This window comes from Kitasatospora sp. NPDC058046 (genome assembly GCF_042885595.1).
GTDB lineage: Bacteria > Actinomycetota > Actinomycetes > Streptomycetales > Streptomycetaceae > Kitasatospora.
The window spans coordinates 166,501-189,563 of record NZ_JBHVRS010000006.1 but is presented as its reverse complement, the minus strand read 5'-3'; the positions used below and the strand labels follow the sequence as shown (position 1 = coordinate 189,563).

The window sequence follows — 23,063 nt, the reverse complement described above, 5'->3', positions numbered from 1 at the left end:
CCGGGAGGTCAGGCCCGGGCGGCGCCGACCAGCGGGCGGTGGCAGGCCACCGTGCGGCCGGGTGCCACTTCCCGGTGGCGGGGCTCCTCGGTGGCGCAGCGGGAGTCGGCCAGGGGGCAGCGGGTGCGGAAGCGGCAGCCGCTGGGCGGGGCGAGCGGGGAGGGCGGGTCGGCGGGGAGCAGGCCGGTGTCGCGCAGCGGGCGGCCGGGTTCGGGGACGGCGGCGAGCAGGGCGGCGGTGTACGGGTGGGCGGGGGCGGCGAGCACGGCCTCGGTGGGGCCGCGCTCGCAGACGCGGCCGAGCTGGAGCACGGCCACCTCGTCGCTCACCGCCCGGACCACGCCGAGGTCGTGGGAGATGAACAGGCCGGCCAGTCCGCGCTCCTCGGTGAGCCCGCGCAGCAGGTTGAGCACGGTGGCCTGGGCCGAGACGTCGAGCGCGGAGACCGCCTCGTCGGCGATCAGGACGCGCGGCCCGGCCGCCAACGCCCGGGCGATGGCGACCCGTTGGGCCTGTCCGCCGGAGAGCTGGTGGGGCCGGCGGTCGCCGAACAGGGCGGGCGGCAGGCCGACGGCCTCCAGCTGCCGGGTGACGGTCTCCTCGCGGTCGCGGGCCGGGTCGGGGTGGGCGTCGAGGGGTTCGGCGACGAGGTCGCGGACCCGGCGGCGCGGGTTGAGGGAGGAGAGCGGGTCCTGGAAGACCATCTGGAGGCGGGGCCGGACGGCCCGCAGGGCGCGCGGGGAGAGCGCGGCGAGGTCGGTGCCGTCGAGGGTGACGGTGCCGGTGGTGGGCGGGGGCAGCCGTAGCAGGGCCTTGGCGATGCTGCTCTTGCCGGAGCCGGACTCGCCGACCAGGGCGAGGGTGCGGCGCGGGTACAGGGCCAGGTCGACGCCGCTGACGGCGTGCAGCGGGCCGGAGCGGGTGCGGTGGACGACGCTCAGGCCGGTGGCCTCCAGGACGGGCTGTCCCGGTGTGGCGGCGTCGGGGCCCACGGCTTCGGGGGAGGTGGTCATGCCGCGGGCTCCAGTTCGTCGGGCGAGGGTACGTCGGCTTCGGTGAGCGGGAAGTGGCAGTCGGCGGTGTGGCCGTCCGCCGAGGCGTGGGTGGGCGGCGCGGTCGTGGTGCAGAGCTCCGTCGCCCGTTCGCAGCGCGGGGCGAAGGGGCAGCCGGGGGTGGGCCGGGTGAGGTCGGGCGGCGAGCCGGGGATGGCGGGCAGGGTGCGGCGCAGCGGGCCGGTGACCCGGGGGACGGAGCGCAGCAGGGCCGCGGTGTAGGGGTGCCGGGGGGTGCGGGTGACGGCCTCGGTGGGGCCGGTCTCGATGATCCGGCCGCCGTACATGACGGCGATGCGCCGGGCCCGCCCGTACAGCAGGCCGATGTCGTGGGTGATCAGCAGGGTGGCCAGGCCCCGTTCGACCCGGTGCTGGTCGAGCAGGTCGAGGACGGTGCGCTGGACGGTGACGTCGAGGGCGGTGGTGGGTTCGTCGGCGAGCAGCAGCGCGGGTTCGCCGGCCAGGGCGGCGGCGATGCCGACGCGCTGGCGCAGGCCGCCGGAGAGCTCGTGCGGGTGGGCGCGGGCCCGCCGGGCGGGGTCGGGGACGTCGACGGCGGCGAGCAGTTCGGCGGCGGTGCGCAGCCGTTCGCGCCGGGAGAGGCGGCGCCGGTTGGTGATCGACTCGGTGACCTGGTCGGCGATCCGTACCACCGGGTTGAGCGAGGTCATCGGGTCCTGGTGGACCATGGCGATGCCGGTGCCGAGCAGTTCGGCGCGGCGGGCGGGGGTGGCGGCGAGCAGGTCCTCGCCGTTCAGCCGGATCTCGCCGGTGGCGACGGCCCGGGTGGTGCGGGAATCGACGCCGAGGACGGTGCGGGCGAGCACGGACTTGCCGGAGCCGGACTCGCCGACCACGCCGAGGCACTCGCCGGCCGCGATGCTCAGGCCGACGCCGTGCAGGACGTGCAGGGCGCGGCCGTCGGGGGTGTGCAGGACGGTGTCCAGCGAGCGGACGTCGAGGACGGGGGCGGAGGTCATCCGCGCACTCCCTTCGTGGCGGGGCGCTTCGGGGCAGTGGGCTTCGGGGTAGTGGGCTTCGCGGCGGCGGGAGTGCCCGAACGCAGCTGCTCCCCGAGGTAGTTGAGGGCGAGGACGGTCAGGCAGAGCACCGCCGCGGGCGCCAGCGAGATCCACGGCGCGCTGCCGAGCGCGGTGCGGCCCTCGGCGATGATGCCGCCCCAGGAGGGCTCCGGCGGGCGCAGCCCGAAGCCGAGGAAGCTGAGCGAGCCCTCGGCGACGATGGCGACGGTGGTGGCGGTGAAGGCGAAGGTGAGGGCGACCGGCACGACGTGCGGGACGATCTCGCGGCGCAGGATCCGCGGCGGGGCGGTGCCGATCATGCGGGCGGCCTGGACGAAGCCGCGCTCGCCGAGCGAGAGCACGACGGCGCGCACCACCCGGGTGAAGTGCGGGACGGTGAACAGCCCGATGAGGGTGCCGATCACGGTGAGGCTCGGGCCGCGCAGCGAGACCGTGATCATCACCAGGATCAGGCTGGGCACGGACATCAGCAGGTCCGTCGCGAAGCCGATCGCCTTGTCGACCGGGCCGCGGAACCAGCCGGCGGCGAGGCCGAGCGCGCCGCCGCCGAGCAGGCCGACCAGGATGGTCAGGGCGGCGACGGTGAACGAGGCGCGGGCGCCGGCGACGGTGCGTTGCAGGACGTCCCGTCCGGCGGCGTCGGTGCCCAGCCAGTGGCCGGGGCCGGGGGCGGCGGAGGGGTGGGCGAAGTCGCCGTGCAGCGGGTCGAAGCCGGGCAGCAGGGGCAGCAGCAGGGCGGCGAGGGCGACCAGGGCCAGCCAGGCCGCGGCGGCGAGCACACCGGCCGGGGGCCGGCGCCGGGCGGTGCGGGCCTGGAGAACGGTGACGACGGTGGTCTCAACGGTGCTCATGGGCGATCCTCGGGTCGATCGTGCGGTACAGCAGGTCGACCGCGAAGGTGGCCGCGACCACGCCGAGGGCGCTGACCACCACGACGGCCTGGACGACCGGGAAGTCCCGGCCGGCGATGGCGGCGGAGGCCAGGCTGCCGACGCCGGGCACCGCGAACAGCGACTCGACCAGCACCGACCCGCCGAGCGAGGTCCCGATGCCGATCCCGATCAGCGTCACCAGCGGCAGGCTGGACGGCCGCAGGGCGCGGCGCAGCAGCAGCCGGGTGGTGCCCATGCCGCGGCTGCGGGCGGCGGCGATGTACGGCTGGTCGAGGGTGTCGAGCAGTTGTCCGCGCAGGGTGCGGGTGAACACGGCGGCCTCGGTGAGGCCGAGGGTGAGTGCGGGCAGCACCAGGTGGCGGAGGTTCTCGGCCGGGTCCTCGGTGAACGGGGTCCAGCCGGTGGCGGGCAGGACGCGCAGCTGGACGGCGGCGATCCAGATCAGCAGCAGGCCGAGGGCGAAGCCGGGGACGGCGAGCCAGCCGAAGGTGCCGGCGGTGGCGATCCTGTCGAAGGTGCCGCCGGGCCGCCAGGCGGAGAGCAGGGCGACGGGCACGGCCAGGCAGAGCGCCACCAGCTGGGCGGCGAGGAAGAGTTCGAGGGTGACGGGGATGCGGTCGGCGAGTTCGGTGGTGACGGCGGCTCCGGTGGACAGCGAGTGGCCGAGGTCGCCGTGCAGGGCGTCGCCGATCCACTGCCAGGCGGCGGCGAACAGGTTGCGGTCCAGGCCGAGCCCGGCCTCGTAGGCGGAGATCTGCTCGGGGGTGGCGGTGGGGCCGAGGGCGGCGACGGCGGGCGAGCCGGGCATCAGGTGGGGCAAGGCGAGGGCGGCGACGGTGACCAGCAGCAGGACGGCCGCGGCGCGGCCGACCCGTCCGCCGTACCGCAGGGCGGTCCGGGTGCCGGGGGTCATCGCTTCACCCACAGGGTGGCGGGGGAGACGTTGAGGACGGTGCGCTTGGAGAGGTCGGGCAGGCCGCCGACCTTGGCGGTGGAGAGGAAGCCGACGGTGTTCTCGGTGAGGAAGGCCATCGGCGCCTCGTCGACGACCCGCCGGGCGGCCTGGCCGTAGGCGGCCGAGCGCTTGGCGGGGTCGGTCGAGGCGCGGCCCTCGGTGATCGCCTTGGCGGCCTCCGGGTCGGTCCAACCCATGAAGTTGTACGGCGAGTTCGGCAGGTAGAGGCTGCCGAGCGCGGTGTCGGTGTCGCCGAACATGCTGGTGATGAAGTCCAGGACCTGGAACTTGCGCTGGAGCATCGCGGTGCCCAGGCTCGCGTTGTCCATCGGCTTGATGGTCATCCTGATCCCGGCCTCGCCGAGCATCTGCTGGAGCACGGTGGCGCGCTGCTGGGCCTCGGGGCGGCTGTCGACGAGGTAGTCGAAGGCGAGATCGGGGTGGCCGGCCTCGGCGAGCAGGGCGCGGGCCTTGGCCGTGTCGTGGGCCGGGTACGCGCCGGCGGTGCGGTACGGGGAGCGGGAGCCGATCGGGCCGTCGGAGACGGCGCCCTGGCCGAGGAAGACGACCTTCTCCAGGGCCTCGCGGTCGATCGCGTACTGCACGGCCCGGCGGACCCGGACGTCGTCGAAGGGCGCGGCCTTGGTGTTGAAGACGACGGTGCTGGTGGAGCCGGGCCCGGTGGCGGTGCGCAGCCCGTCGGCGGCGGCCTGCTTGAGCTGGCCGGGCGTCTCGGTCCAGATCAGGTCGGTGTCGCCGGAGCGCAGCGACTGGTAGCGGCTGTCGGCGTCGGACAGCACCCGGTAGACGAGCTTGTCGGCGTGGCCCTTGGTGCCCCAGTAGGCGGGGTTGCGGGCGAGGGTGACGGAGACTCCGGGCTGCACGCTCTCCACGGTGTACGGGCCGGAGCCGACGGCGGGGGAGTCGCCGGCCGGCGCCTCGGAGACGTACCCGAGGGAGCGGGTGAACAGGTTGGGGAAGGCGGCGTCGGGGGCCTTGAGGGTGAAGGCGACGGTGGTGGGGCCGGTGACGGCGGTGGTGGCGATGGCGGCCGCGTCGAGGGCGCAGGCGCACTTGCTCTCCGGCTTGGCGAGCCGGGCGACATGGTCGGCGACGGCCTGGGCGTCCAGCGGCTTGCCGTCGCTGAAGGTCACGCCCTCGCGCAGGTCGAGGGTCCAGACCGTGGCGTCCGCGTCGGGGGTGAAGGACTTGGCGAGGTACGGCTGGACGGTGCCGTTGTCGCCGTTGACCATCAGCGGGTCGTACAGGGCGTTGGCGAGGACCATCATCGGCATCTGGATCAGGGTTCCGTCGGCCGGGTCGAGCTTGGCGAACGGCCGGTCCAGGCCGATCTTGAGCGTGCCGCCGTCCACGGCCGGCCCGTCGGCCGCCGCGCCGGTGTTCCCGGCGGCGCCGCCGGTGCCGGACAGCGCGTCGTCGGAGGCGGAGCAGGCGGTGAGGGTGAGGGCGGCGGCGAGGGCCGCCGATGCCAGGAGGTAGTGCCGCTTCATGGTTCCTCGGTTCGGGGGAGTGGGGGCGGCCAGGGGGAGTGCGGCCGCCGACGCGACACACCATTCCGGAAGTGGCAGGACTGCCAAAAGGCAGTTGTGCAAATTCCGGATGACGAAACCCGGAAGAGTCGGCGCTCGCCTTGAGCGGGCGCGGCCGGACGTGGTTCCGTACTCATGGCGGCCCCCTCGGCGGCCCCACCCACCGACACGACCGACACTCAACTCACCGAACGGGAGCGGAAGAACGATGCAGGGGACGGACACCGCGGCGGAGCAGGGCATGCGCGACCGGAAGAAGGCGCGCACCCGCGACAGCATCCGCAGCGCGGCGCTCGACCTCTTCGAGGAGCAGGGCTACGAGCGCACCACCGTGGACCAGATCTGCCGCCGCGCCGACGTCGCCCACCGCACCTTCTTCCGCTACTACCCGGCCAAGGAGGCGCTGCTGTTCGGCTGGGACTTCGGCCAGGTCGTCCTCGACGCCTTCGCCGCCGCCCCCGCCGAACTCCCGCTCTGGGCCGCGCTCGACCACGCGCTGACCGTCACCGGCGGACGGCTGGAGGAGCCCGTCGAGCACACCGAGCGGCGCCGCCGGCTGCGCCGGGGCCTGCTCGACGTGCACTCCGTGCACAACTACGCCCTGGTCGTCATCGACGCCTTCACCGAACGCACCGTCACCATCGCCGCCGAGCGGCTCGACGTCGACCCGGCCACCGACCTGCGTCCGACCGCGCTCGGCGCGATGTTCGGCGGCATGGTGCGGCGCCACGTCCTGATCGGTTCGGAGAGCGGCACCCTGACCGACTGGGTCAGGGCCTACCGGGACGTGCTCGCCACCGCGGGCTGACCCGACCCCGTACCCCGTCCTTCCCGGGCGCGCCGCAGGCCGCCCGGACGGCACCGCACGCCCTCTTCCCCTTTTGCACACCCCCCCCGCACGACCCGAAAGGCCTCCGCATGTCCCTGGTCAACTTCCGCGACCCCGCAGCGCTCGCCGACCCCGCGAGCCGCTGGATCCGCCCCGGCGCCCTGTTCCGCTCCGCCCAGCCCTTCCCCGCCGCCGACGCGGACGTCGTCGCCCAGCTGCGCGAGCACGGCATCACCACCGTCGTCGACCTCCGGGGCGAGGCCGAGACCGGCCCCGAGGACTGGGCCGCCGCCGAGGCCGCCGGCATCGCCGTCGTCGCCGCCCGGATCGAGCCGACCAACGACGAACTCGCGCGGGCCATGCGGACCATGACCACCGCCGAGGACCTCGGCGCCTTCTACCTGCTGATGGCCGAGTCCGCGCCGCGGGCCCTCGCCGCCGCCGTGGAGGCCACCGTCCGCCCCGGCGGGGTGCTGGTGCACTGCGCCGCCGGCAAGGACCGCACCGGGCTGCTCACCGCGCTGCTGCTGGAGCTGCTCGGGGTGCCGGCCGAGGAGATCGTCGCCGACTACGCCCGCACCAACGAGGCGATCCAGCAGATCTGGGCCGGGCTCGCCGAGCGCAATCGTGCCGCCCTCAACGAGGTCGAGGCCGGCCGGATGGTCGTCCCCGCCCCGCTGCTGGAGGCCCCCGCCGGGGCGATGAGCGCCTTCCTCGACCTGGTCCGGGCCAGGCACGGCGGCGCCGCCGGCTTCCTGGCCGCCTGCGGGGTCACCGCCGAGACGATCGAGGCCTTCCGCGCCAAGGCCGCCGCGTCGAACACCGCCGAGGTGACGGCATGCTGACCGTCCTGCACCACACCGACGGCACGCCCTTCCGCGACCTCAACCACAACGGCACCATGGAGCCCTACGAGGACCCGCGGCTGCCCGTCGAGGAGCGGGTCGAGGACCTGCTGGCCCGGATGACCCCGGAGGAGAAGGCCGCGCAGATGCTGCACGGCCGGATGCTTCCCGGCGACCAGGGCCCGTTCCCCTCCGGCGCCGGCCTGATCACCGAACGCGGCCTCACCCACTTCGCCATGATGGCCGTCCCCGACCCGCGCGCGATGGCCGCCTGGAACAACCACGTCCAGGACCTCGCCGCGGCCGCCCGGCTGGGCATCCCCGTCACCCTCTCCTCCGACCCCCGGCACGGCTTCACCGCCAACCCGGCCACCGCTCACACCGGCGGCGGCTTCAGCACCGGCCCCGAGCCGATCGGCCTCGCCGCCACCGACGACCCCGACCTGGTGCGCCGCTACGCTGACCTGATCCGCCGCGAGCTGTGCGCCGTCGGCATCCGGGTCGCCATCCACCCGATGGCCGACCTCGCCACCGAGCCCCGCTGGGCCCGGATCAGCGGCACCTTCGGGGAGGACCCGGAGCGCGCCTCGCGGATGATCGCCGCCTACATCGAGGGCCTCCAGGGCGGGCCGATCGGCCCGGACAGCGTCGCCTGCATGACCAAGCACTTCCCCGGCGGCGGCCCGCAGGCCGGCGGCGAGGACTCGCACTTCGCCGCCGGACGCCGACTGGTCTACCCCGGCGGCGAGTTCGAGACCCACCTGCGCCCCTTCGAGGCGGCCTTCGCCGCGGGCACCGCGCAGATCATGCCCGCCTACGCGATCCCCTCCGGCAGCGGCCTCGCCGAGGTCGGCGCCAACTTCAACCGGGACGTCATCACCGGCCTGCTGCGCGGGCGTTACGGCTTCGACGGCGTGGTCTGCACCGACTTCAACGCCATCACCGGCATGGACGTCCCCGGCGTGGTCACCCTGCCCCCGCGGCACTGGGGCGTCGAGGAGCTGTCCGTCGCCGAGCAGGTCGCGCTCACCCTGGACGCGGGCGCCGACCAGCTCGGCGGCGAGACGGACCCGGAGCTGATCCTGGCGGCCCTCCGCTCCGGCGCGGTCACCGAGGCCCGGCTGGACGAGTCCGTCCGCCGCATCCTGCGCGACAAGTTCCGCCTCGGCCTCTTCGACGACCCGTACGTCGACCCGGACGCCGCCGCCGAACTGGTCGGCGCCCCGGAGGGCCGGGCGCTCGGCCGCGAGGTCCAGCGCCGCTCCGTGGTCCACCTGGCCGGCGAGCCGCGCAGCGCCACCCGGCTGTACGTGGAGGGTGTCGACCCGGCCGTCGCCGCCCGGTACGGGAACGTCGTCGAGGACCCGGCGCGGGCCGACCTGGCCGTCGTCCGCCTCGCCACCCCGTACGAGCGGCGCGAGGGCCTGCTGGAACAGCACTTCCACAGCGGCTCGCTGGAGTTCGAGCCGGCCGAGGCCGACCGGCTCGCCGCGCTGGCCGCCGTCGTCCCCACGGTCTTCGCGGCCCAGCTGGAGCGGCCCGCGGTGCTCACCCCGCTCGCCCCGCACGCGGCCCTGCTGATCGGGGAGTTCGGCGCCGCCGACGAGGTCGTCCTGGACGCCGCGCTCGGCCGCGCCCCGATGACCGCGACCCTGCCGTTCGACCTGCCCGCCTCGGACGCCGCCGTGGCCGCGGCCCGCGAGGACGTCCCCTTCGACACCCGCGCCCCGCTCTTCCGCCACGGCCACCGCGCCGGCGACGGGAGCTGAGCCGGGCCCGCCGCGGGGCCGGTGCCGGCCCCGCGGCGGCCACGGAGGCGCTGTCAGACCAGGCGGTGCGCCCGGAGGTCGGCCACGTACTTGGTGATCAGGTCCGGTGACAGCCGCGGGATGTCGTTCCCGTCGCCGAGGGCCGCGGCCCGGACCGCCGCCCGGAACCGGTCCGCCGGCAGGGCGGACCCGGCGACCGGCTGGGCCGGCTCGGCGAAGGCGTGCAGCAGCGGGAGCAGCGAGTGCTGCCGCCGGCGGTCGGGCAGGCCGTGCAGGGCGGTCTCGAAGCGCTCGATCCACTCGGCGTGGTCCTGGACACGGGCCAGGGGGTGCCCGGCCGCCGCCAGCCAGTCGACGACGGTGTCGAGCGAGATGCCGTCGTCGTGCGGGTTGACCACGTTGTACGTCCGGTAGCCCTCCCGTGCGTCGTCGCCGAGCGCGGTGACGGCCCGCGCGGTGAAGTCCACCGGGAGCGCGTCGTAGTGCGGGCGGCCGTCGCCGGTGCCCCGGGCGTAGAAGCTGCCGGGTGCGACGCCCGTCGCCAGCAGGCTCAGCACGAGGCGGGTGAAGACGTCCGGGACGTTGAGCTGACCGCGGTAGCGCGGGTGCGCGAGGATCATGTTCGAGCGGAAGACGGCGACCGGCAGGCCGAACCTCTCGTGCGCCTCGCGCAGCAGCACCTCGCCGGCCCACTTGCTGGCCGCGTAGCCGTCGGCGTAGTCACCGTCGAGGTCGCGTACCCCGCCGGCGGTGCGGATGTCCGCCCACTCGTCGGCGGCCGCCGCGTTCCCGAAGACGACGGCGACCGTCGACAGGTAGGTGAACCGCTTGGTCCGGGAGGTGACCGCGAGCCTGATCAGCTCGGCCGTTCCCAGCACGTTGGGGCCGAACAGCTGGCCGTAGGGCAGGACGTGGTTGACCTGTGCCGCCGGGTGGACGATCAGGTCCACGGTGTCGGCCAGCCGCTGCCAGGTCTCCTCGTCGAGCCCGAGACGCGGCTCCCCGATGTCGCCGGCGACCACCCGGAGGTGCCGGGCGGCGGCCGCGCGGTAGCGCTCCACGAGGTCCGGGTCGCCGCTGTCGAAGGCCGCGTCGAGCCGGGCCCGGGCCTCCTCGGCGCAGGAGCCGCGGACCACGCACACCAGCGTGCCGCCGCGCTCCGCCACGCGCTCCAGCCATTCGAGGCACAGGAAGCGGCCCAGGTAGCCGTTGGCGCCGGTCAGCAGGACGGTCCGGGCCTCGGGCAGCGGACCGGCCGGCCTCCGCCCTTCGGCCTGCTCGACGGTCCGCGGGTCGAGGAACGCCTCCAGCCGCAGCTGGGCCGCGTCGAGCCGCGTCGCGTCCGGGCCGTGGACGCTGTCGGCGGTGGGACGGCGGTGGTCCGCCGCGAGCGCCCGCTCGACGTGATCGGCCACCTGCCGCAGCGAGTTGACCGGGTTGACGATCACGTCGACCGGGACGTCGACGTGGAAGATCTCCTTCATCAGCTGGGAGAAGGACAGCGCCGTGAGGCTGTCGCCGCCGAGTTCGAGGAAGCGCGTGTCGGGCTCCACGACACCCTCGTCCAGCCCCAGGAGCGCCTGCGCGGCCCGGAGCACGGTCGCCGGCGGCGGCTGGTCGGTGCCGGCCTGACGCAGCGTCCGGAGTTCCTCGGCCTCGCGGTCGGACAGCTCGGTGTACAGCGCTTCGAGACGCTCGCCGTACCGCTTCGTCAGGGCCGGCCGCAACGGCTTGCGCACCCCGGAGAGCAGCCCGTTCTCCTGGGTGAACGGCTCGGTCTCGACGAGCAGGTCCCGGGGGATCTCGTAGGAGTTCAGCCCCGCCCCGGCGGCGGTCTCCCGCAGGGACTCCCGCAGGACCGCCCTGAGGCGCCGGGCGTCCCCGTCGACGCGGTCGAGGGCGTCCCGGGTCGGCACGACGACCGCGAGCAGGTAGGCGCGGGCGCCGCTGCCGTACAGGAAGACCTGCCGGACGGCCGGGCTGCCGGTGAAGAGCGCCTCCAGGCGGGAGACGGCGACGAACTCGCCCTGGGACAGCTTGATGACGTTGGAGCGGCGGTCGACGTACCGCAGTTCGTCGGGGCCGAGCCGGGCCATGATGTCGCCCGTGTGGTAGAAGCCGTCCTCGTCGAAGACCTCGGAGGTGGCGTCCGGGCGCCGGAAGTACCCCGGGACGAGCCGCTCGGACCTGATCAGCAGTTCGCCCCTGGGGTACGGCGTGTCGGTGCCGAAGTAGCCCAGCTCGGGCACGTCGACCAGCTTGTGGTCGGTCACCGGCGGGCGCTGCACCCGGCCGTCGAGGAAGACGACCCCGCCCTCCGTCGACCCGTAGCCGTCGATCAGCCTGACCTGGAAGCAGTCCTCGACGAAGGCCGTGGTCTCGGCGCTCGGCGGGGCCGAGGCGCTGACGGCCGACAGGAGGCGGCCGCCCATGACCTCCTCCCGCAGCTCCTCCATCACCTGCCCGGCGCTCACCTGCTCGGCCGCGTCGCCGCCGGTCCCGGCCCGGCGGGACAGCTCCGCCCGGTAGTGCCGGAGGAGCAGGTCGGAGATGCGGGGCACCATGAGCAGCTCGGTGGGACGGACCAGGGAGAGGTCCTCGAGGAGCGTCGACAGGTCACTGGACGCCGCGAAACAGGCGAGGCCCCCCTTGGCGAGCGTCCCGAACAGCGCGCCCCGTCCCATCACGTGGCTCAACGGCAGGAAGTTGAGCACGATGGCGGGCCGCACCGGCCGGCCGGGCACGTAGTCGAGCCAGAAGCTCCGGACCAGACGCTCGGTGTACACGGCCCCCTTGGGGGTGCCGGTGCTTCCCGAGGTGTAGATCAGCGAACTCAGCGTGTCGGGCGCCGACCCGTCGGGGACCCGGGGGAGCGGCGGCAGCGCCCTTCCCCGCTCGACGGTCGACGCCAGCGTGTCCAGGGCCACCCCGCGGCCCAGCGCCGCGAGCCGGGTGCGCGCGGACTCCAGCTCCTCCTGGTGGGCGGTGGCCTCGGGCCGGTGGCCGATGACCACGATCCTGCCCAACGAGGCGGCGACCGCCGCGAGTTCGAGCGCGACGTCCAGCTGGTCGACGTCCACCACGAGCAGGCGCGGTGCGGTCTGCTCGACGACGGGGGCCAGGTGCGCCGCCGAGGCCCCCGACTGCAGCGGGACGGACACCGCGCCGGAGCGGACACAGGCCAGGTCCGCCACGGCGTACTCGGCGCTCGTGGGCCCGAGGAGGGCGACGAAGTCGCCGGGGCCCAGCGGATGTTCGGGGTGGTGGCGCCACTCGGAGGCCACCGCGCCCACCCGCTCCCGGAGTTCGCCGTAGGTGAGGGTGTCGAACCGCGGCAGGAGGCGCAGCGTGGTGCGGCCCGTCTCCGGGTCGGTGACCGGCTCGGTGGCGCGCTCGCCCAGGGCGGGGCGGTCGGCGTAGGCCTCCAGCACGGTGGCCACCAGCTCGGCGAGCGGCAGGTCGGGGCGGCGGATCGCCTCGGTGACGGCGTCCAGGGGCGCGGTGTCGCGGAACTGAGGGTCGGTCGCGTACAGGTGGGCGCTTCGTCGGTCGGTACGCGCGTCGAGTTCGTCGGCGGGGAGGTGCGAGAGGGACACGAATGATCTCCTATGCAGCCGAGAAAATCCTGTTCAGGTGGACGGTGGTGCCGTTCGTGCGGGGTGATCGGATCAGTCGGGAGGGCTGCGGGCTCAACGCTCCTCGGCCGCACGCGCGTCGGCGATCTCGTGGTCGCGGGTGAGCCGGACGATCGCGGCGGCGGCCTCGCGGGCGCCGCCCTCGTCCCGGGTCTCGATCGCGTCGACGAGCCGCCGGTGCAGGCCCCCGTGCTCCTCGGCGTGGGCGGCGTTCCAGGTCGGGCCCCCCAGGTGCGAGGTGAGCGCCGTGCCGAGGTGGTCGTACACCTCGATCAGCAGCTCGTTCCCGCTCGCCCGGACGACGGACCGGTGGAAGAGCGCGTCGACGTCCGTGGCCGCGGAGGCGTCCTCGCCGGCGGCGGCCGCCTCGGCGTCGGCCAGCAGCTCCCGCAGCTGCCGCACCTGCCCCTCGCTGCGGCGCAGGGCCGCGGCGCCCGAGGCGTACTCCTCCAGAACGGTCCGCAGCTCCAGCACGTCGTCCCGCTTCGCGGAGCCCGCCCGCCGCACCATCACCGACTGGAGCTCGCTGGAGGAGCGCACATAGGTGCCGTCACCGGCTCTGGGCTCCAGCAGGCCGAGGTGCACCAGCGCACCGATCGCCTCCCGCAGCGTGCTGCGCCCGACCCCGAGCTCCTCGACGAGGGCCTGCTCCGGCGGGATCCGCGTCCCGACCGGCCAGCCCCCCGTCTCGATGTGCGAGCGGAGGCTCTCCACGAGCTGGGCGGACAGGCTGGCCGTGCGCCGCGGCGCGCTGATGCGTGTCATGGGAGGACCATATACAAACATCAGACATTTGAACATCGTCTCTTCGGCCCGAGCCCCGGGCACGGAGCGTCACTCCTGGTAGCAGCACCCGCCGTACTCGTCGCAGTCGTACTCGATCCCGCCGTCGGAGCTGTGGGTGCGACTCAGCTTCCGGTCGTCCACGGGGCAGATCGGGACGAAGGACGGATTGACCTGGAGGAAAGTCGAGTCCTTCAGGGAGAATACGGAATTGACGACGTCGAGGCCGTGTTCGCGGATCCCCTGCTGAATGAAGTCGAATGCGTCGTAGACGTGGCCGCAGCCGCACGTGATCGGGGTGCACCTGAAATTCTTCACCCTGACGCCCAGCTCCACCCTGATCCTTTCGGTTTCCTCGGGGGATATCGGGCGGAGTCCTGTGCGGCGGATCCGCTCCGGAGTCCAGAACCGCTCCTTGACGAGCGCGGCCTGGGCGCGGGTCAGGTAGAACGAGGCCGTGGTGCCACTCGTGATCGTGGCGAGGACGATGTCCGCGACGGCTTCGTCGTTCGCTGAGGTCACCACCTTTCCGGTGGCGACCATTCTGTCGATTTCCGCCAGCAGCTTCATGGTGTCCACTTCCTTATTATCAGTATGCGACCTCCCGCAAGTGCTCACAACCACCAGGAGAATTACCGGCCGGCCGGTAAACGGGTTGCGGAAATCCTGGGCGGGGTGTCAGATGCCGGCTATGACGATTGTGCTGGGAACGCCGACCGCGGGCGGGGTGCGCGAAGCCATGGGCGCGCTGCGGGAGTGGCAGGACGACGGAGCGCCGATGCAGCTGCACGCGGGGGACATCGGCTGGAACTGTCGGTTCGGCACGGCTGAGACGGCCGCGGTGGTGCGGACCTGGAGCCGGGGCGGGCGGATCCTCGCCGTCGGGATGCTGGACTCGCCGACGGTGCTGCGGATGACGGTCGCTCCCGACGCCTTCCGGGACGAGGACCTGGCGCGGCGGCTCGTCGAGGACGTCTCGCTGCCGGAGCGCGGCGCGCTGCCGGAAGGGGCGGTGTCCCTCGAGGCGCCGCCGGGCCTGCTGCTCCACGACCTGCTGACCGAGGAGGGCTGGGGCGTCGACGAGCCGTGGACGCCGCTGTTCCGCGACCTCGCGCAGGCGGTGGAGGACCCGGGCGTACGGATCAGGGCGATCGGCCCGGAGCAGGCGCAGGACTTCGCCGACGTTCTGCGGTCGGCGTTCGGCACCTCGCGGCCGACGCCCGCGTACTGGCACGGGATGTCGGCGGGGCCGTACGCCGCCGACGCCCGCTGCCTGGGCGCCTACGACGACCGGGGCAGCCCGGCGGCGGTGGTGACGGTCTGGTCGGCCGGCCCGGGGAGGCCGGGGCTGGTCGAGCCGATGGGCGTCCACGAGGACCACCGCGGTCGCGGCTACGGCCGGGCGATCACCCTCGCCGGGGCGGCCGCGCTGCGGGAGCTGGGCTCGTCGAGCGTTCGCGTGTGCACACCGAGCTCCAACGTCGGCGGCGTCGCCACGTACCGGGCGGCCGGGTTCGAGGCGCGGCCGGAGATCGGCGACCGGATCCGCAGGGCCTGACACCGCTACGGCCCGGGCCCGGGCCCTTCGGCCGAGGCCGTCGGCCGTCGGCACGCCCGACGAGCCGGCCGGGCGCGCCCTCGTCCTGCCGACACCAACTGGTCCCGGGCGTGGGCCGGTTCAGCGGTCCGCCGCGGCCTGCCGCAGGGCTCGGTGGCTGGGGGAGCCCTCGGCCGCAGTCAGGACGACGAGTTCGAGATTGTGGGTGCCGGGCACGACGTAGGCGGTGTAGTCCAGGTCGAGCCGGCCGGCCCGGGGGTGGTGGAAGCCGTGGCTGCCGGTGGCCGGGCCGCGGACGTCGTGTTCCTCCCAGAAGGCGGCGAACCGGCTGCTGCGCGCCGTCAGTTCGGCCACGAGGCGGGTGCCGCGTTCGTTGTGGGGGTCGGCGGCCAGGGCGTGGCGCAGGCGGTGGACGTTGCCACGTGCCGTCTTCTCCCAGTCGGTGAGGAGCCGGGGCGCCCGGGGGTCGCAGAAGACGAACCAGGCGAAGTTGCGCTGCTCGGGCCGGAGTTCGGCGTAGTCGAGGAGCAGCCAGGCCTCGGCGTCGTTCCAGGCGAGGATGTCGCGCATGGGGGTGACCACGTGGGCGGGCCACGGGGTGATCGAGGCGAGGAGCCGCAGGGTCGCCTCCGGCACGTCCGGGGCCACGGCGGCGGGGTCCGCCTGGTGGACGGGGTTTCCGGTGGCGAGGTGGTGGAGGTGGCGGCGGGCGTCGGCGTCGAGCTGCAGGGCGGTGGCGAGGGCGTCCAGGACCTCGGGGGAGGGGCGGCGCTGACGGCCCTGTTCGAGCCGGGTGTAGTACTCGGGGCTGATGCCGGACAGGGTGGCGACCTCGGCTCTGCGCAGTCCGTTCAGCCGGCGGGTGCTGGTGCGGGGCAGGCCGGCGGCCTCCGGGGTCAGTCGGGCCCGGCGGGTGCGCAGGAAGTGGGCCAGTTCGGGGAGTGCCGCTGATGGTGCCATGCGGCGAGTATCGGTCGCCTGGCGGCGCGGGGGGTAGCCCTGCCAGGGCCACCCCCGGCGGGGCCTGCCCGCGGCGGTGTCTCGTCGCGGTGCGCGCGGCGGCGCAGAGTGGCTGCCGGGGGCGCCGCGCGACGCGGGCGGCCCTGGTCGCCGACGGGCCGGTTCCGGTGTGTCGGCGCGTTCGCGCGTCCGTCGTTCCCGGTGCGCGTCCTTCGTCCTTGGAGTCCGTCCATGCCCGCACGTCCCGGCGAACCGTTCTCGCCTGCCCCGCCCATGCCCGTACGGCCCGGGGGACCGGAGTCCGCCGGCCCGGGGCCCGATGCCCCGCGGTCCGTCCGGTACGCGCCCCTGGCGGTGCTGAGCGCGGCGGCGGGCCTGGACGCCGGTGGTGTCGCCGTCCTCAACAGCGCCCTGCCCTCGGTGGGCGCGCGGTTCGGCACCTCGGCGCAGAACCTGTCCTGGGCGGTGACCGGCTACGCCCTCGCGTTCGCGGGGCTGCTGCTGTGCGGCGGGGCGATGGCGGACCGGCTGCGGCGTCGGCGGGTGCTGGTCGGGGGCCTGGTGACGGTGGCGGCGGGCGCCGCGCTGGCGTTCGCGGCGCCCGCGTTCTGGGCGGTCGTGGTGGGGCGCGTGCTGCAGGGCGCGGGGGCGGCGATCACCATGCCGGCGGCCACCGCCCTGCTGACCTCGGTCTATGCCGACGGGCCGATGCGTTCGCGCGCGCTGGGCGTGTTCTCCGCCGCGCAGGCGGGCTGCTACGGGGCCGGTCTGGTCCTCGGGGGCGTGGTCACCGGCGCCTTCGGCTGGCGCTGGGTGTTCGCGCTGCAGGCCCTGGCGGCGGCGGTCACCGCCGTGGCCGCCGTGCGGTGGCTGCCACCGGGTGAGCGGCACCGCCGGGGCTCCCTGGACGTGACGGGGGCCGGGGCGCTGGTGGCGGCGATCGCCCTGACCGTCTTCAGCGCGGACCTGGCCTCCCGCCCCGGCGGCGGCCCGCTCGCGGCCGCGCTGCTGGCGGCCGCCGTGGCCGGAGGTTGGCTGTGGTGGCGCCGCGGGCGCACCCGGGGCGGGGACGCGGTCCTACTGGACCGGGACCTTCTGCGCACGCCCGGCGTGCGGACCGCGGCGGTGGTGGCCGGCGCGTTCTACTTCTGCGTCACCGGGTCGCTGTTCCTGCTGCCGCTCTACCTCCAGCAGGTGCGCGGCATGCCGCCGGCCGTCTCGGGCCTCGCGGTCCTTCCCGTCAGCCTGGCCGTGGTCGCGGCCGCCCTGGTCTCCGGGCGGCTGATGAGGACCCGCGGACCACGCCCGCTGCTGGCCACGGGCCTGCTGCTCACCGCCGGCGGCGTGCTGCTGTGGTGCGCGGCGGGGGAGCACAGCCCGTACCTCGGGCCGGTGCTGGCCGGCCTGGTCGTCACCGGCATCGGGCAGGGCCTGGCCTTCCCCGCCATCACCGTCACCGGCCTGCGCGACGTGCCGGACCAGGCCCACGGCACCGCCTCGGCGGTCACGGCCACCGCCCTGCAGATCGGCAGCGGCATCGGCCCCACCGTCCTCGCCGGCGTCGCCCAGAGCGTCGGCGCGGCGGGCCACGGCGAGCTGTCCCTGGGCGGCCACCACCTCGCCTACGCGGCGGCGGCCGCACTCCTGCTGCTCGTCGGCCTCCCGGCCACGGCCCGTCTCGGCAGGCGGGGCGGCTGACGGCGCCACGGTACCGGGCGCCGAGTGCCGGGTGAACCCGAGGGGAAGGCCCCGCCCCAGCGCGGTGAAGTCTCGGTGGTCGTGACCCGGGATTTGCATGAACCAGTCAACAGGGCTGTCCGTCAGTGCTATGTTACCCGGCGGTTCGAGAGTCTGTGCGACGACTCCGAGCTGTGCGTCCCGCCACAAGTCACCACTGCCTCAGCACCGTTGACCCCGAAGGGACCCTCCACGTGACCGTGCGCAAGCTGACGCTGTCAGCCGCGGCGACAACCACCGTGCTCCTCCTCTGCGGCGCCGCCCTCACCGGGGCGGCGGCCGCACCGGCCGCCGCGAGCACCACCGCAAGCACCTCGACCACCGCGCCCTCGACCACCGCGCCGACCGCGCCCACCGACCCGTCCGCCTCGTCCGCCGACCCGAGCACATCGGCGACGCTGGCGCCCCCGACGTCCGGCACGGCCGCGGCCACGGTGGCGGCCCCGGCGCAGGGCAGCGCGCCGGCGACCGCCACCACCGCTCCCGTCCTCGCGCTCTCCTCCTTCGACCCGAACAGCGGCACCGCCGTGCTCGCACCGGCCACCGCCGGTCCGCAGTCGCTGTCCGCCCAGGCCACGGCCGCTGACGCCGCGTCCGCCGTCCAGCCCGGGCAGCTGATCGACAGCCCGCCCACCCCGGCGGCCCCGCACGGCGCGCTGGTCGCCGTCACCGGTGTGCAGTCGACCGCCGACGGGAAGGTGGCCGTCACCACCCGCCCGGCCACCCTCCCCGAACTGCTCGGCGGCACCAGCACCAACCTGCGCAGCGCCGTCAGCCCGAGCAGCTTCGAGGTCCACCCGCAGATCGGCGGCGTCAAGGTCGTCACCGACTTCGGAGCGACCTCCGGCCAGGGCTCGGTCTCCGGCAGCCTGGGGCTGAGCGCCGACGCCACCGTCCCGCTGCCCGACGGCAGTTCGGCGAAGCTGTCCGGCTCGGTCTCGCTCCACCCGGCCATCGACTTCTCCTACCAGGGCGGCCTCGGCCTCATCGACCCCCAGCAGGCCCGGGTCGGCTTCACCCTGGGCGCGCACGCCGACTGGCGGGTCAGCGCGAACCTCACCGCGAGCACCGGGCCGGTCCGGATCCCGCTCGCCACGTACAGCGCCAGCCCCGTGGTGATGGTGGGCCCGCTGCCCGTCGTGATCAACCTGGCCTTCACCCTCTCCGCCGACGTCAGCGCCGACGGCACCGTCACCCTCGACGCCGAGCAGGCCTACGACGGCCAGTGGGGCGTCCACTCCGACTACGTCAAGGGCCCGGGCTGGACCACCACCACCGACCCCGGGAACTCCACCGTCTCCCCGCTGCGCCTCGACCTGAGGGGCTCCGCCTCGGCGAAGGCCGGCCTGCTCGCCGAAGGCTCGATCGCCCTGTACGACACGGTCGGCGTGAAGGCCTCCATCGAGCCGTACCTGCGGGCCGCCGTCAACGGCTCCGTCGTCCTCGACGGCACCAGCACCACGCCGACCGTCAACGGCACGGCCGCCCTCTACGGCGGACTCGACATCAACGGGGCGCTGATGGCCCGGCTCGCCATCCTCGGCACCCCGATCCTCGAGGCCGACCTGCCCTTCCTCGCCTTCCACCGCGAATGGCCGCTCGTCTCGGTGGGCGCCGGGCAGTCCCCGGTGCCCCTGGTGAACTGGACCGCGCTCAGCGCCGGCCTGTTCGACGACAACCGCTCCGCCTACCTCAAGACCCGGCCGGACTGGGACCCGCGCGCGCTCAAGGCCTCCTGCCCGGACGGCACCCGGCTGATCGGCCTCAGCCACGGCGGCGACAACGGCCTGTGCACGGACGTCACGAAGCCGGACCTCTGGGATGCCGGCCACGCGTACGTCGTCGACCACGGCGGCACCTACGTGACCACCGACTGGGCACCGGGCTACGCCAAGGCCCAGTGCCCGGCCGGTTCCGTCCTCACCGGCTACAGCCGCAACGGCCGCACCATGGGCGCGCTCTGCGCCAAGTCCGCGGCCCCGCTGGGGACATCGACCCGCACGCTCTGGTTCGACAAGGGCGACAACCGCCCCACCGCGGCCGCCGGCGGCGACTTCTCCTACGGCTTCGCCAAGGGCCAGTGCGCCAACGACGAGGTCGCCGCGGGCCTGGCCTACACCCAGCCCTGGTGGCAGCTCTGGGCGGCCCGGCCCTACGCGCTGCTCTGCCAGAAGCTCGCCTGACGGTGAGGACGTGACGTGGTGATGCCCGCCGGGGCATCCCCACGTCACCCCGCCGTTCCGTGGACAACCGCCCCGTGGTGACACGGGGCGGTTGTCCGGCCTTCAGAGCGGGCGCGACCATCACGGTGATCGACACGTGCGGCAAGGTGGCGCTCGCCGAGCACTCCGAGGTGTGGCCGCCGAACCGCCTCACCGCCGTCCCGGGGCGGCGGTGAGGCCCGAGCCGGAGACGGTGTCCTGACGGGTTGTCGAAGCTGTGTCGGGTGGGTTCTACTCGCGTGGAGCAAGCGTCCGTCCGTTCACACCAGAGCCTGCCAAGGGGGTACCTGTTGAACGATGTTCCGGATCTCGGGCCCATGCCCCGGCGGGTCACCGTCAGTGCCGAACAGGCGGGGCGGCTCGTGGCCGAGCAGTTCCCGCAGTGGGCCGCACTGCCTGTGACGGCTGTGGAGAACGGCGGCTGGGACAACCGGACCTTCCACCTGGGCGAGGACATGGTGCTCCGCCTGCCCAGCGCGGAGGAGTACGCCCTGGCCGTGGAGAAGGAGCACCGTTGGCTGCCCGAGCTGGCAGCCGCTCTCCCGCTGCCGGTCCCGGTGCCGCTGGCGAAGGGGAGTCCTGGTGCGGCCTACCCGTTCGCGTGGTCGGTCTACGGGTGGATCGACGGCACGCCCGCGACGTTCGAGTCGGTCGTCGATCCGATCGGCTTCGCCGGGGGCCTGGCCGACTTCGTCGCCGCGTTGCGGGGCGTCGATGCCTCGGAAGGGCCGCAGCCCGGCAAGCACAACTGGTTCCGTGGCGCGACGCTGCGGACGTACGAGGCGCAGGCGCTCGGTGCGCTGGACGGGCTGCGCGGCCACGTCGACGTCGCGTCGGCGCACGAGCTGTGGACCCAGGCGCTCGAGGCGCGGTGGGACGGGGCCGACGTCTGGTTCCACGGCGACCTCGCCAAGGGAAACCTGCTCCTCGAGGACGGACGGCTCGCCGCCGTCATCGACTTCGGTACGTGTGGCGTGGGGGACCCGGCTTGCGACCTCGCGATCGCGTGGACCCTGCTCTCGGCCGACGGCCGCGACGTGTTCCGGAGGCGGCTGGGCGTCGACGACGCGACGTGGGCGCGCGGACGCGGCTGGGCGCTGTGGAAGACGCTCGTCTCGTGCGCCAACAGCCTGGGCGAGGACGGCGCTGACACCCGCGACGCGCGCCGCGTGCTCTCGGGGATCCTCGCCGATCGGGGCTGAGGGGCCGTAGGGGCCGTAGGGGCGCGCTGGAAGACAGCGCGCGGCGGGCGGGTGTCAGACGGGCGGGTTGGGGCGGGTGAGCCCGCGGTCGTAGGCGAAGATCACGGCTTGGACGCGGTCGCGGGCGCCGATCTTGGCCATCACGCGGCTGACGTGGGTCTTGACGGTCGACTCGGCGAGCACGAGGCGGCTCGCGATCTCGTTGTTGCTCCAGCCCTGGGCGACGGCGACGAGGATCTCGCGCTCGCGGTCGGTGAGGGCGTTCAGTCGGCTGTCCTCGACGGGGGCGGCGCCCGGCGGTCGGGTCGGCAGGTGGTGGGCGTACGCGTCGAGGAGGCGCCGGGTGATGGCGGGGGCGACGACGGCGTCGCCGACCGCGACGGCGCGGATCCCGGAGAGCAGCTCCTCGGGGCGGGCGTCCTTGAGGAGGAAGCCGCTGGCGCCGGCCCGCAGGGCGGAGTGGGCGTACTCGTCGAGGTCGAAGGTGGTCAGCACGAGGACGCGGGAGCGGCCGCCGGTGGCGACGATCCGGCGGGTGGCCTCGATGCCGTCCATGCCGGGCATGCGGATGTCCATGAGGACGACGTCGGGCCGCAGGTCGGCGGTGAGCCGGACGGCCTCGGCGCCGTGGGCGGCCTCGCCGACGACCTCGGTGTCGGGTTGGCTCTCCAGCAGCATGCGGAAGCCGTACCGCTGCAAGGGCTGGTCGTCCACGATGAGGAGGGTGGTCACGCGGGGCCGCCTGTCGGGTCGGGGGTGAGGTCGAGTACGGCCTCCACGGTCCATCCTGCCCCGGGCCCGGGGCCCGCCGTGACGGTGCCGCCGTACAGGGCCGCGCGTTCCCGTATGCCGGCGAGGCCGTGGCCCTCGCGGGGCGGCCGGCCGGGGGCGGACGGCGGGGGGCCGTCGGGCGGGCCGCTGTCCCGTACGCGCACCCGCAGCCGGTCGTCCCCGGAGGTGAGGGTGACGTGGGCCCGGGTGCCGGGGCCGGCGTGCTTCAGGGTGTTGGTGAGCGACTCCTGGACGATGCGGTAGGCCATCAGCTGCACCCCGCGGTCGAGGGCGTCGAGGTCCCCGGCGGCCGTGTACACCACCTGGGGCCCGGCCGCGCGGATGCGGGCGCACAGCCCGTCGACGTCGGCGATGCCCGGCTGCGGGGTGAGTTCGGCGTCCTCGCCCTGGTCGCGCAGGACGCCGAGCATCCGCCGCAGCTCGCCGAGCGCCTGGCGGCTGGTGTCGCCGATCAGCAGCAGCGCCTCGCGTCCGCGTTCGGGGGAGGCCTCGGCCGCGTAGGCGCCGCCGTCGGCGAGGGTGACGATGACGGACAGGTTGTGGCCGATGATGTCGTGCATCTCCCGGGCGACCCTGGTGCGCTCGGTGACGGCGGCCAGCCGGCTGCGCTGGTCGCGCTCGATCTCCAGCCGGGCCGCGCGTTCCCGCAGCCCGGCGAGCTGGGCGCGGCGGATCCGTACCGCGATGCCGAGGGCGACGGCCGCCGTCGCGGCGCTGAACAGGAAGAACAGCGCGTCGCCGACGGGCAGCCCGGAGGACACCTCCGCGGCGACCAGGGTGCTCGCCGCGGCCATGGCCGCGCACGCCCAGGCCAGGTGCCGCAGGCTCCCGTGCAGGGCCAGGCTGTAGAGGGCGACGAGCAGGGCGGCGTCGGCCCGCAGTGCCGCGCCCGTGGACCACTGGACGACGAAGACGGTCATGATGGCCGCGAACGCCGCCGTCGGGCGCCGCCGGCGCCACAGCAGGGGCAGGACGAGGCCGGCCTGGAGGGCGAGGGTCGCGGCCAGGGGCAGCCGGACGAAGTGGATCCGGTGCTCGCGCGCGTGGTCGGCGTCGCCGTGGAGGAGGTCCGGGAGGCCGAACGCCAGGAGGACCACGACGACCACGGCGGTGTCCAGGACCCACGGGTGGGCGCGGTCGGCCTGCCGGACCCGCTGGCCCAGGCGGGCCAGGCGCGCGAAGGCCGGGTGGGAGGGGAGCGGGTCTGGCACGGGCGGCGGCGCGGACTGGACCGGTCC

Annotated in this window: 18 protein-coding genes; 7 read left to right on the top strand and 11 right to left on the bottom strand. The window is 74.7% G+C overall.

Annotated elements, in window-relative coordinates; all coding sequences use genetic code 11:
- Nucleotides 1-8: 8 nt before the first annotated feature.
- The 5 genes from ACFVU7_RS15470 to ACFVU7_RS15450 are packed head-to-tail and all read right to left on the bottom strand — an operon-like array spanning nt 9 to nt 5,454.
- Nucleotides 9-1,013 (bottom strand): ABC transporter ATP-binding protein, encoded by a 1,005-nt coding sequence (locus ACFVU7_RS15470; RefSeq protein WP_388045395.1) that lies wholly within the window; start codon nt 1,011-1,013, stop codon nt 9-11.
- Entirely contained in the window at nt 1,010-2,032 is a 1,023-nt protein-coding gene (locus ACFVU7_RS15465) for an ABC transporter ATP-binding protein (protein ID WP_388045394.1), read from the bottom strand. The genes ACFVU7_RS15470 and ACFVU7_RS15465 overlap by 4 nt, the downstream gene beginning before the upstream one ends.
- Complete coding sequence (locus ACFVU7_RS15460) at nt 2,029-2,946, bottom strand: ABC transporter permease (protein ID WP_388045393.1); 918 nt, start codon at nt 2,944-2,946, stop codon at nt 2,029-2,031. The genes ACFVU7_RS15465 and ACFVU7_RS15460 overlap by 4 nt, the downstream gene beginning before the upstream one ends.
- A complete protein-coding gene (locus tag ACFVU7_RS15455; protein WP_388045392.1) occupies nt 2,933-3,901 on the bottom strand; it encodes an ABC transporter permease in 969 nt (322 codons plus the stop codon). Before ACFVU7_RS15455 ends, ACFVU7_RS15460 begins: the two co-directional genes overlap by 14 nt.
- Entirely contained in the window at nt 3,898-5,454 is a 1,557-nt protein-coding gene (locus ACFVU7_RS15450; RefSeq protein WP_388045391.1) for an ABC transporter substrate-binding protein, read from the bottom strand. The genes ACFVU7_RS15455 and ACFVU7_RS15450 overlap by 4 nt, the downstream gene beginning before the upstream one ends.
- Nucleotides 5,455-5,701: 247 nt before the next feature.
- On the opposite strand from ACFVU7_RS15450, the gene ACFVU7_RS15445 reads away from it, so the two are divergent.
- The 3 genes from ACFVU7_RS15445 to ACFVU7_RS15435 all read left to right on the top strand — a co-directional run bounded on the left by ACFVU7_RS15445 (nt 5,702) and on the right by ACFVU7_RS15435 (nt 8,936).
- Nucleotides 5,702-6,301: a TetR family transcriptional regulator gene (locus tag ACFVU7_RS15445; RefSeq protein ID WP_388045390.1), complete on the top strand. Its 600-nt coding sequence runs from the start codon at nt 5,702-5,704 to the stop codon at nt 6,299-6,301.
- A gap of 110 nt (nt 6,302-6,411) precedes the next feature.
- Nucleotides 6,412-7,167 (top strand): tyrosine-protein phosphatase, encoded by a 756-nt coding sequence (locus ACFVU7_RS15440; protein ID WP_388045389.1) that lies wholly within the window; start codon nt 6,412-6,414, stop codon nt 7,165-7,167.
- Nucleotides 7,161-8,936, top strand: a complete 1,776-nt coding sequence (locus tag ACFVU7_RS15435) for a glycoside hydrolase family 3 protein (protein WP_388045388.1) — start codon at nt 7,161-7,163, stop codon at nt 8,934-8,936. The genes ACFVU7_RS15440 and ACFVU7_RS15435 overlap by 7 nt, the downstream gene beginning before the upstream one ends.
- A 53-nt stretch (nt 8,937-8,989) precedes the next feature.
- On the opposite strand, the gene car is transcribed toward ACFVU7_RS15435, so the two are convergent.
- The 3 genes from car to ACFVU7_RS15420 form a co-directional block, all read right to left on the bottom strand.
- Complete coding sequence (gene car, locus ACFVU7_RS15430; RefSeq protein ID WP_388045387.1) at nt 8,990-12,532, bottom strand: carboxylic acid reductase; 3,543 nt, start codon at nt 12,530-12,532, stop codon at nt 8,990-8,992.
- Nucleotides 12,533-12,625: 93 nt separating this feature from the next.
- Nucleotides 12,626-13,336 carry a FadR/GntR family transcriptional regulator gene (locus tag ACFVU7_RS15425; protein WP_049649562.1) on the bottom strand — a complete coding sequence of 237 codons (711 nt, stop codon included), beginning with the start codon at nt 13,334-13,336 and terminating at the stop codon, nt 12,626-12,628.
- 69 nt (nt 13,337-13,405) lie between these two features.
- Entirely contained in the window at nt 13,406-13,933 is a 528-nt protein-coding gene (locus ACFVU7_RS15420) for a hypothetical protein (RefSeq protein ID WP_380780876.1), read from the bottom strand.
- 112 nt (nt 13,934-14,045) lie between these two features.
- Between ACFVU7_RS15420 and ACFVU7_RS15415 the strand changes: the two genes are divergently transcribed.
- Nucleotides 14,046-14,912, top strand: a complete 867-nt coding sequence (locus tag ACFVU7_RS15415; RefSeq protein WP_387825240.1) for a GNAT family N-acetyltransferase — start codon at nt 14,046-14,048, stop codon at nt 14,910-14,912.
- Nucleotides 14,913-15,032: 120 nt separating this feature from the next.
- Here ACFVU7_RS15415 and ACFVU7_RS15410 read toward each other — a convergent pair whose 3' ends face one another.
- Entirely contained in the window at nt 15,033-15,872 is an 840-nt protein-coding gene (locus ACFVU7_RS15410; RefSeq protein WP_387825243.1) for a helix-turn-helix domain-containing protein, read from the bottom strand.
- A gap of 231 nt (nt 15,873-16,103) precedes the next feature.
- On the opposite strand from ACFVU7_RS15410, the gene ACFVU7_RS15405 reads away from it, so the two are divergent.
- The 3 genes from ACFVU7_RS15405 to ACFVU7_RS15395 all read left to right on the top strand — a co-directional run bounded on the left by ACFVU7_RS15405 (nt 16,104) and on the right by ACFVU7_RS15395 (nt 21,033).
- Nucleotides 16,104-17,570: an MFS transporter gene (locus ACFVU7_RS15405; protein WP_388045386.1), complete on the top strand. Its 1,467-nt coding sequence runs from the start codon at nt 16,104-16,106 to the stop codon at nt 17,568-17,570.
- 233 nt (nt 17,571-17,803) lie between these two features.
- Entirely contained in the window at nt 17,804-19,792 is a 1,989-nt protein-coding gene (locus ACFVU7_RS15400; protein WP_388045385.1) for a hypothetical protein, read from the top strand.
- A gap of 356 nt (nt 19,793-20,148) precedes the next feature.
- Nucleotides 20,149-21,033 carry an aminoglycoside phosphotransferase family protein gene (locus ACFVU7_RS15395; protein WP_388045581.1) on the top strand — a complete coding sequence of 295 codons (885 nt, stop codon included), beginning with the start codon at nt 20,149-20,151 and terminating at the stop codon, nt 21,031-21,033.
- Between the two features lie 54 nt (nt 21,034-21,087).
- Here ACFVU7_RS15395 and ACFVU7_RS15390 read toward each other — a convergent pair whose 3' ends face one another.
- Both ACFVU7_RS15390 and ACFVU7_RS15385 read right to left on the bottom strand, forming a co-directional pair.
- Nucleotides 21,088-21,765 carry a response regulator transcription factor gene (locus ACFVU7_RS15390; RefSeq protein WP_049649771.1) on the bottom strand — a complete coding sequence of 226 codons (678 nt, stop codon included), beginning with the start codon at nt 21,763-21,765 and terminating at the stop codon, nt 21,088-21,090.
- The gene (locus ACFVU7_RS15385; RefSeq protein ID WP_074002941.1) at nt 21,762-23,036 is read right to left on the bottom strand and encodes a sensor histidine kinase; all 1,275 of its coding nucleotides are present in this window, start codon (nt 23,034-23,036) and stop codon (nt 21,762-21,764) included. Before ACFVU7_RS15385 ends, ACFVU7_RS15390 begins: the two co-directional genes overlap by 4 nt.
- Nucleotides 23,037-23,063 lie beyond the last annotated feature (27 nt).